7 protein-coding genes are annotated in these 13,155 nt (G+C 67.5%); 3 read left to right on the top strand and 4 right to left on the bottom strand.

The window, feature by feature from the left end; genetic code table 11:
- The first annotated feature begins 60 nt into the window (after window positions 1-60).
- Window positions 61-363 carry a hypothetical protein gene (locus tag DR039_RS01625; protein ID WP_111835650.1) on the top strand — a complete coding sequence of 101 codons (303 nt, stop codon included), beginning with the start codon at window positions 61-63 and terminating at the stop codon, window positions 361-363.
- Between the two features lie 509 nt (window positions 364-872).
- On the opposite strand, the gene ileS is transcribed toward DR039_RS01625, so the two are convergent.
- Window positions 873-4,232, bottom strand: a complete 3,360-nt coding sequence (ileS, locus tag DR039_RS01630; RefSeq protein ID WP_111835651.1) for an isoleucine--tRNA ligase — start codon at window positions 4,230-4,232, stop codon at window positions 873-875.
- A gap of 384 nt (window positions 4,233-4,616) precedes the next feature.
- Entirely contained in the window at window positions 4,617-5,438 is an 822-nt protein-coding gene (locus tag DR039_RS01635; RefSeq protein WP_111835652.1) for an SDR family oxidoreductase, read from the bottom strand.
- A 187-nt stretch (window positions 5,439-5,625) separates the two neighbouring features.
- Between DR039_RS01635 and proC the strand changes: the two genes are divergently transcribed.
- Window positions 5,626-6,474, top strand: a complete 849-nt coding sequence (gene proC, locus DR039_RS01640; protein WP_111835653.1) for a pyrroline-5-carboxylate reductase — start codon at window positions 5,626-5,628, stop codon at window positions 6,472-6,474.
- A gap of 21 nt (window positions 6,475-6,495) precedes the next feature.
- Here the strand turns inward: proC and DR039_RS01645 are convergent, their stop codons facing one another.
- Window positions 6,496-8,235 carry an ABC transporter ATP-binding protein gene (locus DR039_RS01645; protein WP_111835654.1) on the bottom strand — a complete coding sequence of 580 codons (1,740 nt, stop codon included), beginning with the start codon at window positions 8,233-8,235 and terminating at the stop codon, window positions 6,496-6,498.
- Between the two features lie 3 nt (window positions 8,236-8,238).
- On the bottom strand, window positions 8,239-10,011 hold the full coding sequence (locus tag DR039_RS01650; protein ID WP_111835655.1) for an ABC transporter ATP-binding protein: 1,773 nt from the start codon (window positions 10,009-10,011) through the stop codon (window positions 8,239-8,241).
- Between the two features lie 274 nt (window positions 10,012-10,285).
- Between DR039_RS01650 and valS the strand changes: the two genes are divergently transcribed.
- Window positions 10,286-13,072 carry a valine--tRNA ligase gene (gene valS / locus DR039_RS01655; protein ID WP_111835656.1) on the top strand — a complete coding sequence of 929 codons (2,787 nt, stop codon included), beginning with the start codon at window positions 10,286-10,288 and terminating at the stop codon, window positions 13,070-13,072.
- The last annotated feature ends 83 nt before the right edge of the window (window positions 13,073-13,155 follow it).

The raw sequence follows: 13,155 nt of genomic DNA on the forward strand, positions 1-13,155 counted from the left end.
TGCTGCTCCCCTGTTGCTGGACCGCGCCCAGCCTAACGATGCCGCAGCTAACCTTGAGCCATGGCGACCTCTAAGCAGACCATCGCATCGCTCACAGAGCTGCTGGGGCCGGGGGCTCGCGCCCGCGCCATGATGGGTGAGTACGTGCTGTATTGGCGTGAGCGGGTGGTCGGCGGCGTCTACGACGAGCGCCTGCTGCTCAAGGACGTGCCCGCCGTGCGTGAGGCGGTGCCGGACGCCCCGCTGGAGGAGCCCTACCCGGGGGCCAAACCTGCCCGGCGCCTGCCTCTGCCTGCAAATGAGCAAGAGGCGGGGGCGCTCATTGAGGTGCTGGAGGCCTTGTGGGAGCAAGTGCCAACATAGTGGCGCAGTTCACTCTGCGCGGACTTGCGGCCAATCATTTCTCAAACCGAAAAGATCAGACCATGCGCAGCGGGTCCCCAAGCGCCCACCCCTACAGAGCTGGACTGGTATCGGCGCGGTCGGCGCTAGGACAATCGCCTCTGCACTCGTCATAACAGGCGGCATCTACGGTCTCTGTAATTCATGAGGAAGGGGTATCAAGGTGTACGTCACCCCTGCCGCTGTTCCCGTCTGCTGTGTGAAATAAGTCGGTGACCGATTATGAACCGCACCCCCAAGAAGAGCCACACCGCTCGGAGCAGTGTCCTCCATCCTGGTCGTGGCGACCGTCGTGTTCCTCCTCCTCGACCAGCGCAAGCGCTGAGACGGGCATGGGCGCCCCCCGGACTGTGCCCCCCCCATGACGTGCACGGCGAGGTTCCCTCCGGTCATCACCGCTGGGAACCTCGCCGCTGTCGCCGCTGCGCCTACGGCGGGGTCAGCCACACGCAGGCGCGTGCAGGCACCGTTCAGCCCTTGGTGACCTTGGCGCTGGGCGCCTCGGCCTCCGGGTCGGCCACCACGGTGGTGGACACGCAGCTGGTCTCTGACTTGAGCAGGTCCAGGTAGGCGCCGGTCCAGGCCCCCTTGTCCACTGGCACGGTCAGGGTCAGAGAGACCGGCTCACCAATCTGCATGCCCGCCGCCTTGCGCTCATCCATGACCAGGCGCACCAGATCGCGGGCCCAGCCCTCCGCCTCCAATTCCTCGTCCAAAGCCGTGTCCAGCACCACGAAAGCCCCGGAGTCGAGCATGGTGGCGGCCAGGGAGTCGTCCTCCAACTCGATGCGACTGCTCAGGGTGAAGGCTGAATCCTCTGCCTCCAGGACCACGGGGGTGCCCTCCAGCAGCACGCCGTCGAAGCGCACGTCACCGTCCTCGGTGAGAACCCACTCTCCCGCCTTGACGGCGGCGAAGAGCTTGGAGGTGAGCTTGCGGACCTCCGGAGTGAAGGCACGCGGGTTGAGGGTGAGTTGCTGGCTGACCTGGTAGCCGGCGTCGGCGGCGTCCAGGACGCGCACCTCCTTGACATTGACCTCCTCGCCGATGAGGGCGCGGAAGGGGGCCAATCCTGCCGGGTCGGTGGTGGCCACCGTCAGGGTGCGCAAGGGCTGGCGCACCCGCAGTTTCTCGGCCTTGCGCAAGCCGAGCACGGCGGAGACGGCGTCGCGGGCCTCATCCATGGCGGTCACCAAGGCGGCATCGGCCACGTGGGCGGGCAGCACCGGCCAGTCGGTCAGGTGCACGGAGCGCTCACCGGTCAGCCCCCGGTAGATCTCCTCGGAGACCAGTGGGGCCAGCGGCGCCATCACCTGGGTGAGCACCCGCAGCACCGTGGCCAGGGTGTCGAAGGCCGGGCGGCAGGTTTCCGAGTCGGCGTCGGTGAAGCGCGAGCGGGAGGTGCGCAGGTACCAGTTGGTGAGTACGTCGATGAAGTCACGGATGGTGGCGGTGGCGCCGGTGACGTCGTAGGCGTCCATCTGGGCGGCCACGGTGGCCGCCAGGTCCTTGGCACGGGCCAGGATGTAGCGGTCCATGACGTGCAGGCTGCCGCGCGCCCCGAACAGGCTCGCGTCCTCCAGGTTCACGCCCTTAGTGACGTAGCCCCGGCCGTCTGCCGCCTGCCCGGCGTAGAGGGCGAAGAAGTACCAGGTATTCCACAGGGGCAGCAGGACCTGGCGCACCGTGTCGCGGACGGCGCGGCCGGTTACGGCCAGGTTCCCGCCGCGCACCACGGGGCTGGACAGCAGGAACCAGCGCATGGCGTCGGCGCCATCGCGATCGAAGACCATGTTGACGTCGGGGTAGTTGCGCAGGGACTTGCTCATCTTGGCGCCGTCGTCGCCCAGGAGGATGCCGTGGGAGACGCAGGTGCGGAAGGCGGGCCGGTCGAACAGGGCGGTGGCCAGCACGTGCAGCGTGTAGAACCAGCCGCGGGTCTGGCCGATGTACTCCACGATGAAGTCGCCGGGGTTGTGGGACTCGAACCATTCGACGTTCTCGAAGGGGTAGTGCACCTGGGCGTAGGGCATGGAGCCGGACTCGAACCAGCAGTCCAGGACGTCGGGGATGCGGCGCATCATGGACTTGCCGGTGGGGTCATCCGGGTTGGGGCGCACCAGGGTGTCGATGAAGGGCCGGTGCAGGTCCTTCACCTTCACCCCGAAGTCCCGCTCCAGCTCCTCGAAGGAGCCGTAGACGTCCTCACGCGGGTAGGCGGGATCGTCAGAGCGCCACACGGGGATGGGGGCACCCCAGAAGCGGTTGCGGGAGATGGACCAGTCGCGTGCCCCGGCCAGCCAATTGCCGAAGATGCCGTCCTTGATGTGGGCGGGGGTCCACTCGATCTGCCGGTTGAGTTCCACCATGCGGTCGCGGATGGCGGTCACCTTGACGAACCAGGAGGAGACGGCCTTGTAGATCAACGGCTCGCGGCAGCGCCAGCAGTGCGGGTAGCTGTGCACGTAGCTCTTCTGCTGCACCAGGACCGCGCGATGGGCGGCGTCCACGCGGGCGAGCGGGCCGCTGCCGTCACGCAGATCCGCAGTGATCGGCTTATTGGCCTCGAAGACCTGCAGGCCCTGGTAGTCGGGCACCTCAGTGGTGAAGCAGCCGCCCTCGTCCACGGGCAGGACGGGGTTAATCCCGGCTTCCATGCAGACGAACATGTCGTCCTCACCGAAGGCGGGGGCGATATGCACCAGGCCGGTACCGTCCTCAGTGGTGACGTAGTCACCGCCGATGATGCTCCAACCCTGGGGGCCTGGGGCGGCACCCTCCTCGCGGTGGGCGGCGTCGTTAAAGTAGTCGAAGATCGGGTGGTAGCGGCGGCCCACCAGCTCGGAGCCCTTGAGACGAGCCAGAACCTCCGGCTCCTCGCCGAGTTCCTTGGTGTAGGCCTCCAGGCGGGCCTCTCCCAGGACCACGTCCTGTCCGGCCAGTGGGGAGTCCAGGTCCGCGGCCACGCGCACCACCACGTAGTCGATGTCCGGCCCGGCGGCCACAGCCAGGTTGGAGGGCAGGGTCCAGGGGGTGGTGGTCCAGATGAGGATCAGTTCCGGACTGTGGGCGCCGGGCAGGAGCGGCTCGGTCAGGCGCATGCCGACGGTGACGGTGTTGTCCTGGCGATCCTGGTAGACGTCATCGTCCATTTTGAGCTCGTGGTTGCTCAGAGGGGTGCGATCATGCCAGCAGTAGGGCAGGACGCGGTAGCCCTGGTAGGCCAGGCCCTTGTCGTAGAGGGTTTTGAAGGCCCAGATGACGGACTCCATGTAGGTGGGGTCCAGGGTCTTGTAGTCGCCCTCGAAGTCCACCCAGCGGGCCTGGCGGGTGACGTAGTCCTCCCACTCCTTGGTGTAGCGCAGCACGGAGGTGCGGCACTCCTCATTGAACTTCTCGATCCCTATGCCGCCGGGGCGGGTGATCTCGGAGACGTCATCGATGCCCAGGAGCCGCTGGGCCTCCAGCTCGGCGGGCAGTCCGTGGGTGTCCCAGCCGAAGCGGCGCTCGACGCGGCGGCCCTGTTGGGTCTGGTAGCGGCCGACGGCGTCCTTGACGTAGCCGGTCAGCAGGTGGCCGTAGTGGGGCAGGCCGTTGGCGAAGGGAGGGCCGTCGTAGAATACGAACTCGTTGGTGCGGCCATCGGCGTCGTAGGCGGGGCGGGAGTCGATGGAGGCCTGGAAGGTGCGGTCGTCCTGCCAGTAGGCCAGTATGTCCTCCTCGATCGCCGGGAAGGAGGGCGCGGGGTCGACCTGCTGGCCGGGACGGTGCAGGGGGTAGAAGGAGGCACCGGTGTGGGTGCCGGGAGTGTGGTCGGTGGTGTCGGCCATCGGGTCCGCCTCGCGTGTTGCTCGTGACTGTTCGGGGGTCACGAGGACGACAGCGGGCCCGATCCCCCTGGCGGGGTCCCTGGCGCCGCGCCGCGGTACCACCTCGCTTGCTCCGCGTGTCAACGCCTGGTGGCGAGGACGGCGCGGGGCCGCTCATTAGGGGCTGTGCGGGCCCCGCCCGCCCGGTTCTAATGGGGCGCCACAGCGCCGGTTCTTCCGGGAGGCTCGCCGGTGATGCCCGGGCGCCACAACGTGTGCTGGGTGCGCCGGCCGGGTCAGTGCCTGTTGGCGGGAGTGTAACAGGCCGTGATCGTGGCCCTGCGGGCGGCGCCTCCGGCTTGGGCTCCGGCCGACTGGCAGCGGGATGATCCGGCCGCCGCTGGCTCAGCTGCGCGCGATGAGCGTGTTGCTGGCCTGCGCCCGGGGGCGCACGGTCATCGAGTCGATGTTGACGTGGGGCGGCCGTTCGAGAGCCCAAACGATGCATTCCGCGACGTCCTCGGCCACAAGCGGATGCTCGACCCCGGCGTAGACGGCGGCCGCTTTCTTGGCGTCACCACCTAAGCGGTTGAGGGAGAATTCTTCAGTGGCGACCATGCCGGGGGCGATCTCAATGATTCGGACGGGCTCGCCCACCAGCTCGAGCCGCAGGGTCTCGGCGATGACTCGTTCGGCATACTTGGCTGCCACATAACCGGCGCCCCCAGGGTAGGTGCCGTGCGCCGCCGTCGAGGTGAGAAATAAGACATCACCGCCGCGCTGACGCAGGCCCGGTAGGAAGGCGCGCGTGATGCGCAGGGCCGCCAGGGCGTTGCGCTCGTACATGGTCAGCCAGTCCTCGGGCCTGCCCTCGGCCACGGGGTCGACGCCGATGGCACCACCAGCGTTGTTGACGACGGCGTCGATGGGCCCGTCGGCCAGGACCTGGGCGGCCAGACGGTCGACGTCGTTCTGGTCCTGGAGGTCGGCGGCGACCCACTGGCAGCCGGTCTCGGCGGCGAGGGCCTGGAGCCGCTCGGTGCGGCGAGCGGTGGCGACGACCTGCCAGCCGTGGGAGCGCAGGAGCCGCACGGTAGCTGCCCCAATGCCGGTGGAGGCCCCCGTGACCAGGGCACGGCGTCCTGAGTTCGGAGTCGTACCGCCGGGGCCGGACGAGTCGAGGACTGGCGTACTGGTGGTTTGAGTGGGCGCCGTGTCGATGGTCATACCCGTATCATGCAGTCATGCTCAGCGGGGATGCACCACTGGTGGCAGCCCACCGGGAACCGGCTTGGGCGCGATAGACGATCGCTTGGCATGTCTTTCCCCTCAGCCTCACTGCTGCCCCTCGCACGCGCGCACGGGAGCCGCTCCCCAACGCACCACCTGCATCAACCCCGGCTACGCTGACCACATGACGGTTTACGGCTTCATCGGCGCGGGCAACATGGTGGGCGCGATTGTGCGCGGAGCGGTCGCGGCAGGCCTGACCCGTGGCGAGGACGCCGCCACGATCCTGCTCACGAGCCCCCACGACTCAGCAGCCGAACTGGCCGCACAGCTTGCGGACCCCCGTGTCGAGGTGCTCACCGACGTTTCCGCGCTGGTGCGCCGCAGTGAGGTCCTGGTTCTGGGGGTCAAACCGCAAGTCGTGCCGGGCGTGTTAAAACAGGTCCACCAGGAGCTGGGCGAACACACTCCCCTGCTGGTATCCCTGGCTGCGGGGCTCGCGCTGGCGCGATTGGAGTCCCTGACTCCCAACGGCACGCGCATGGTGCGCGTCATGCCGAACTTGGCTGCCGCCGTCGGCGAGTCGATGACAGCAGTAACCGCGAACCTACTCGCCACCCAGGCGGACGTAGATGCAGTTCTCGCCCTCATGAATGCGGTGGGGCGCACCGTGATCCTGGAGGAGGGGCATTTTTCCGCGTTCATCGGATTGGCCGGCTCCTCCCCCGCCTTCGTGTTCCATTTCATTGACGATCTTGCTCGCGCGGGAGTCATGGCGGGGATTCCCAAGGCGCAGGCAGTTGCTATCGTCTGCCAGGCGGTGCTGGGCGCGGCGCGGATGGTGCAGGCGCAGGCACCGGCTCAGACTGCCGCTGGGGTCGGCCGCACCCCTGCGGACCTGCTGGACGCCGTCTGCTCGCCGGGGGGCACCACGGTTGCCGGCATTCTGGCATTGGAGCAGGCGGGTTTTGCGGCCGCTGTGGCGCAAGCCTTTCAGTCCGTCGTCGAACGCGATCGCGACCTGGGCGCCTGATCCCGCAGGTCGTTGCGCCCTTCAGGCTCGCGCCAGATGCCAGCGCGAGGACGCCGTCGCCGCCTCGATGAAGTCCCGGTAGGGGCCTGGCACGGCCGCAAGTTCCGCCGGTGTACCGCGCTGCACCACCCGCGCCCCGCCCTGCGCAGGCTGTAGGAACACCACTTCATCGGCCCGCCGGATCGTGGAGAGCCGATGCGCCACCACCAGCACCGTGCGCCCCTGGGACAGTTCGCGCACCACCTCGGTGATCGCGGACTCGTTCTCCCCGTCCAGGGCGGAGGTGATCTCGTCGAGCAACAGGATGGGGGCGTCCTTGATGAAGGCGCGGGCGATCGCCACCCGCTGGCGTTCACCGCCGGACAGGCTCAATCCGCCCGGCCCCACTCTGGTGTCCCAACCGTGCGGTAGGGCCGCGATCACCTGGTCCAGGCGGGCCCGCTTCGCGGCGGCCTCCAGCTCGGCGTCAGTGGCCTCGGGCCGGGCCACCCGCAAGTTCTCACGGATGGTGGTGTCGAAGAGGTACACGTCCTGGAAGACCATGGAGGTCAGATCCATGACTTGGTTGGAGGGCAGATCGCGCACGTCGGCTCCGCCGATCAGCACCCGCCCGCGGTCCACGTCCAAAAAGCGCATCACCAGGCGCAGGATCGTGGACTTGCCAGCTCCTGAGGGCCCCACCAGTGCGGTGACCCTGCCCTGCTCGGCGGTCAGGCTCACACCTCCCAGCACCGGCCGGTCGGCGTCGTAGGCGAAGTCCACGTCCACCAACTCGATGCGCGTGCCCTGCACTTGGGCCCGCTGGGACGCTTCCGGCTCGGGCAGGGGTTGGGCGTCGAGGATCTGGCTCATGGCGGTCAGGGCCACACGGGCGTTGTCCGCCTCAGCGGAGTACATGGCGGCCTTGGTCAGGGGCATGAGCATACGGGAGACCACCGTCATCACGGCCAGATAGCCGAAGACGTCCAGCCGCTGTCCGCCGATACTGCTCAGAGCCAGGGCCATGGCGCAGGCGAAGGCCAGGTTGACCACCAGGTTGAATACCTGTGCCGGCCGTCCCTTGATGCGCAGACCGGCCAGGGTGGCGGCGGCGTCGGCCTCCAGGGTGGTGCGCACCGGCTCCCAGCCCCGCTCCGTGGCCCCGCTGGCGCGCAGCACGGCCTGCAGCCGGGCGAACTCCACCAGGCGCCCGGCGGCGGCCGCGGCGGCCTGGTCCTCCAGCTCATTGGCGCGGTGCGTGGCCACTGCCATGCGCCGCCACAGCAGGTAGAGGATGATCGCGGTCACGGCCATTACCAGGGCCACGGCGGGGTCCACGAAGACGGTGGCCACCAGCATCACCAGCGGTACCAGGAAGGCGTTGCACAGGTTGGGGATGACCATTGAGGTCAGGTGGGAGAGGGTGTTGACCTCTTTGGAAGTGGCGTTGACGACGGCGGCCTCCCGCTGGGCGTTGAACCATCCCAGGGGCAGGGCCAGCACATGCTCGGCCACGCGGTCGATCATCGTGTCGCAGATCTCGAACACGCTCACCCGGTAGGAGCGGAACATGGCGGTGGTGTCGACCACCATAGTGACCAGCCCCAGTATCACGATGGCCGTGAGCCAGCCGCCCAGCCCCGGTCCATTGGTGTAGAAGGCCCGTAAGAAGGGAATCATCAGCGCCAGGGTCAGGCCCTGCAGCACGGCGGAGGCCATGAACCAGACCAGGATTCGGCGCATCTCCCGGGCGTTCACCAGACGCAGCAGTATCTTCCACATATCTCATTCACCTTCCCCGGTGTCCGCCAGGGCAGCCACTTCAGCACTGAGATCCTGGCTGCGCCACATGGCGGCGTAGCGCCCGTCCAGCTCCATGAGTTCAGGGTGGGTGCCGCGTTCAGCGATATGCCCGTCAGCGACGACGAGGATCTGGTCGGCGTCGCGGATGGTGGCCAGGCGGTGGGCTATGACGATTACGGTGCGGCCCCGGGCCAGCTCGGACAGGGCGGCGTGGATGTCGCGCTCGGAGGCGGGATCCGCCTGGGCGGTGGCCTCGTCGAGCACCAGAATGGGGGCGTCCTGGAGGTAGGCGCGGGCCAGGGCTACGCGTTGGCGCTCCCCACCTGACAGGAAGCCGCCCTGCTGCCCGAGCACGGTGTCGTAGCCCTGGGGCAGGCGGGTGATGCGCTCGTGGATGCAGGCGGCGCGAGCGGCCTTCTCGATCTGCTCCCGGGTGGCGCCTGGGCGCCCCAGGGCGATGTTCTCGGCCACTGTGTCGTGGGAAAGAGCCGCCTCTTGGAGCACTACGGCCACGCGGGACAACAGCCAGGCGAAGGTGGCCTCACGCACGTCCACCCCGCTGATGCGCACGGCCCCGGAGTCGACGTCGTAGAAGCGTGCGATCAGCCGGGCCAGGGTGGATTTGCCGCCCCCGGAGGGGCCTACCAGGGCGGTCACGGTACCGGGTTCAGCGGTAAAGGACAGGTTCTTGAGGACCGGTACTCCCTCCTCGTAGCCGAAGGTGACGTCGGCCACTTCCACGCGCCCGGGTGCGGGGCCCTCCCCTTCGGTCAGGCCGCCCTGGGGCATGGGGGCCTGGGAGAGCAGGTCCGCGGTGGACTTGGCGGCCATCTGCGATTCGTAGATGTGCTGCATCAGGTAGATGAGGGTGAGCATCCCCTCGGGCAGCCCCGGAGCCAGCAGGAAGAAGGGGAGCGTGGCGGACAACTCGCTCCAGCCCTGGCTGGTGAACCAGAAGGCCAGCGGGGCCACGGTGGCGAATACGGTGGCGGGCCGCAGTAGCGCACCCATGAGGCTCATGGACTTGCCGGAAGCGGAGACCCACTCGTAGGAGATGTCCGAGAAGTGCCGCCGAGTGGTGCCGAAGCTGGTGCGGGTGGTGTCGGTGGCCTGGAAGCTCTTGATCTCCTTGATGCCCTCGAGCATCTCGACGGTGGCGGAGGCCAGTGCGGTTTGAGCTACCCCGAAACGCTCGGTGATTCCGCCCAGGCCCCGCATGCTCAACACGGAGATGCCTCCGATGCCCACCACCCACACGCCCGCGAGGGCCAGGGTCAGGCGCCAGTCGACCCACAGCAGATAGGACAGGCCGGCGATAGTGCTGACGACGGCGGTGGTCGCGTCTCCGGGCACGTGGGCCACCAGGGTGTGGATGGAGGCGGTGTCGTCGCAGACCATCTTGCGGATCGTGCCATGGGGGAGCTCGGCCACACGGCCCAGTGGGAGGTGGCTGAGGGCATCGACAACCCGCTTGCGCAGGTGGTGGCGGAGGTGGGCCTCTGCCAGATGGGTGGTTCCCAACCCCGCGAGGTAGAGCAGCTGTGCCACCAGTAGCGCGACTACGGCGATTACCGCCCAGGCCCAAGGCTTCGCGGCCCACCCGTGGGCTGTGGACTCCCCCAGCCAAATCTGCGCCATATGGTGCAGGGCCGCGTAGGGCACGATGGAGGCGATGGCACTGGCCGCCGTGAGCAGGCCGGAGATGACCATCTCCTTGTGGGCGGGGCGGATCAGATCACTTACGGTGACCGTCATGGTTGGCCTTTGCATTGAGTAGGGTGTGCGCAGATGGTGCGGGGAAGGGGGCCATGGACCTCATGGATTACGTCGTCGTGGTCCGGGCCCACAACGCGATCCACTTAGGCGAGGCTAACCTGTAAACATTATCGTCGTCTATGCCGAATAGGCGCAAAGGGGGCGACCACCGCCGCAATTCCCGTTGTGACGCCCCGGCTCCGTATTCCACCTCACAGGCCCTCCTCCCGGCCCGCTGGCGGAGGCGCGTCCGGCGCATGACAGAATCGGGCCCATGTCTGGATTCGCCTCCTCTCCTCGCCTCCTGCCCTCCGCTGTCCGCAGTCCCCGCGTGCCCGCGCGGGTCAGCACTGACGGACTGGAGGCCACCTGGGGCCAGCGCTGGGAGGAGCAGGGGCTCTACGCCTACGACCGCAGCGCTGAGCGTGCACAGACCTTCTCCATCGACACCCCGCCGCCCACCGCTTCCGGCTCCCTGCACGTGGGCCACGTCTTCTCCTACACCCACACGGACACGGTAGCCCGCTACCAGCGCATGCGCGGCAAGGCGGTCTTCTACCCGATGGGCTGGGATGACAACGGTCTGCCTACCGAACGCCGGGTCCAGAACTACTACGGCGTGCGCTGCGACCCCACCCTGCCCTACGACCCCGACTTCCAGCCCCCCTTCGAAGGCGGTGAAGGCAAGTCGATTAAGGCCAAGGACCAGGTGCCGGTCTCACGCCGCAACTTCGTGGAGCTGTGCGAACGCCTGACCGTGCAGGACGAGGCCCAGTTCGAGGAGCTGTGGCGCTACCTGGGCCTAAGCGTGGACTGGAAGCAGACCTACCAGACTATTGGTGCGCGTGCCCGCAAGGTGGCTCAGGCAGCTTTCCTGCGCAACCTGGCGCGGGGCGAGGCCTACCAGGCCGCCGCCCCTGGCCTGTGGGACGTCACCTTCCAGACGGCGGTTGCCCAGGCCGAGTTGGAATCCCGCGAATACCCAGGCTTCTACCACCGTTTGGCTTTCCACGTGGTCGACGCCGCTGCCGCCGCTGCCGCCAAGGCCGCTGGCGCTCCCATCGAGGGCGAGTTAGACATCTGCATTGAGACCACCCGCCCCGAGTTGCTGCCCGCCTGCGTCGCCCTGGTAGCTCACCCGGATGACGAGCGCTTCAAGCCACTTTTCGGCACTGCGATCGCTTCCCCGGTCTTCGGCGTCGAGGTGCCGGTCCTGCCGCACCCAGCCGCGGAGATGGACAAGGGTGCGGGCATCGCCATGTGCTGCACCTTTGGTGACACCACGGATATTGACTGGTGGCGCGACCTCAAGCTGCCGCTGCGGGCGGTGCTGCGCAAGGATGGCCGCCTGGAAGCTGAAACCCCCGAGTGGATCACTGCAGCCAAGGGCCGTGAGGTCTACGCCCAGATGGCTGGCAAGACCACCTTCTCCGCCCGGGAGGTGCTGGTCAAGGAACTGGCCGCCTCCGGAGAGATGCGCGGCGAGCCGGTCAAGACGCTCCGCCAGACTAACTTCTTTGAAAAAGGCGACAAGCCCTTGGAGATCGTCACCTCCCGCCAGTGGTACATCCGCAACGGCGGCAAGCCCTGGACCAACCTCGCCTCCGGCACAGACCTAAATGAGGAGCTCATTGGCCGTGGCCAAGCCCTCCAGTTCCACCCTGACTTCATGCGCGTGCGCTACGAGAACTGGGTCAAGGGACTTAACAACGACTGGTTGATCTCCCGCCAGCGTTTCTTTGGCGTGCCCTTCCCCGTCTGGTACCAGGTCGGCGCCAATGGCGAAGTCAACTACGACGCCGTAATCACCCCGGATGAGGCGGCCCTGCCAGTGGACCCCTCCAGCGACACCCCAGCCGGTTACACCGAGGAGCAGCGGGGCGTGCCCGGCGGTTTCGTCGGCGAACTGGACATCATGGACACCTGGGCAACCTCCTCCCTGTCCCCCCAGCTGGCCTGCGGTTGGCTGGACGACGAGGACCTATTCGCCCGCACCTACCCGATGGACCTGCGCCCCCAGGGCCAGGACATCATCCGTACTTGGCTGTTCTCCACGGTGGTGCGCGCCAACCTGGAGTTCGGTGCGCTGCCATGGGCGCACGCGGGTATTTCCGGCTGGATTCTGGACCCGGACCACAAGAAGATGAGCAAATCCAAGGGCAATGTGGTTACTCCCATGGCTCTGCTGGAGAAATACGGCTCTGACGCAGTGCGCTACTGGGCCGCCTCTGCTCGCCTGGGCTTGGACGCCACCTTTGATGAGGCTCAAATCAAGGTGGGCCGCCGCCTGGCAATCAAGGTGCTGAATGCCTCCAAGTTTGCCCTGTCTATGGGGGTGCCGTGGGACGCGGACGAGGCCACGCTGGCAGCGGTTCCGGCCCCGAGCCTGGACGTTTCTGAGGTTAGCGAGCCGGTGGACCGGGCGGTGCTGGCTGCGCTGGCCGACGTCGTCGACGCTGCTACTAAGGCCTTTGAAGGCTTTGAGCACGCCCGCGCCCTGGAAGTGGCGGAGTCCTTCTTCTGGACCTTCTGCGATGACTACATCGAGCTAGTTAAAGACCGCGCGAATGACTTTGACGGCAACCATGACGCTGCCGCCATCCATTCGGCCCGCACCACGCTGGCGCTGGCGGTGGACACTTTTGTGCGCTTATTCGCCCCCTTCCTGCCTTTCGTGACTGAGGAGGTGTGGAGTTGGTACCGCACCGGTTCCGTGCACCGCGCCCCCTGGCCCACGGCTGCCGGTCTGCGGGCTGCTGCTGGTGACGCCGATCCGGCGCTCATTGGGCACGCGGGAGCTGCGCTGGCGGCCTTGCGCAAGCTCAAGTCGGAGGCCAAGGTGAGCCAGAAGACGCCGCTTGAGTCCGTGACCCTGGCTCTGGCTGAGGGCCTGGAAGCTGCCGTGGAGGCGGTGCGCGCCGACTTGATGGAGGCCGCGAAGGTCACGGGCCCGCTGAAGCTGGTGGCTGCTGTCCCAGCTGGCGACGACGAAGCGCAGGTGTCAGTCACGGTCATCGAGCACGTGTTGGGTGAGCCCCCGGCCAAGCCCGCTAAGGCCTGAGTCAGCGCTCTTTGCCAGGCGTGGTGTGCTTCCTACCCGGGAAGCGCACCACGCTTTATTAGGCAGCTGACACTCCTTTGATC

It is taken from the genome of Actinomyces bovis (assembly GCF_900444995.1).
Taxonomy (GTDB): domain Bacteria; phylum Actinomycetota; class Actinomycetes; order Actinomycetales; family Actinomycetaceae; genus Actinomyces; species Actinomyces bovis.

Bases quoted from the DNA above. Each gene is read 5' to 3' on its own strand.
- DR039_RS01625 (WP_111835650.1), top strand. From the start codon at position 61: ATGGCGACCTCTAAGCAGACCATCGCATCGCTCACAGAGCTGCTGGGG.
- ileS (WP_111835651.1), bottom strand. From the start codon at position 4,232: ATGGCCGACACCACCGACCACACTCCCGGCACCCACACCGGTGCCTCC.
- DR039_RS01635 (WP_111835652.1), bottom strand. From the start codon at position 5,438: ATGACCATCGACACGGCGCCCACTCAAACCACCAGTACGCCAGTCCTC.
- proC (WP_111835653.1), top strand. From the start codon at position 5,626: ATGACGGTTTACGGCTTCATCGGCGCGGGCAACATGGTGGGCGCGATT.
- DR039_RS01645 (WP_111835654.1), bottom strand. From the start codon at position 8,235: ATGTGGAAGATACTGCTGCGTCTGGTGAACGCCCGGGAGATGCGCCGA.
- DR039_RS01650 (WP_111835655.1), bottom strand. From the start codon at position 10,011: ATGACGGTCACCGTAAGTGATCTGATCCGCCCCGCCCACAAGGAGATG.
- valS (WP_111835656.1), top strand. From the start codon at position 10,286: ATGTCTGGATTCGCCTCCTCTCCTCGCCTCCTGCCCTCCGCTGTCCGC.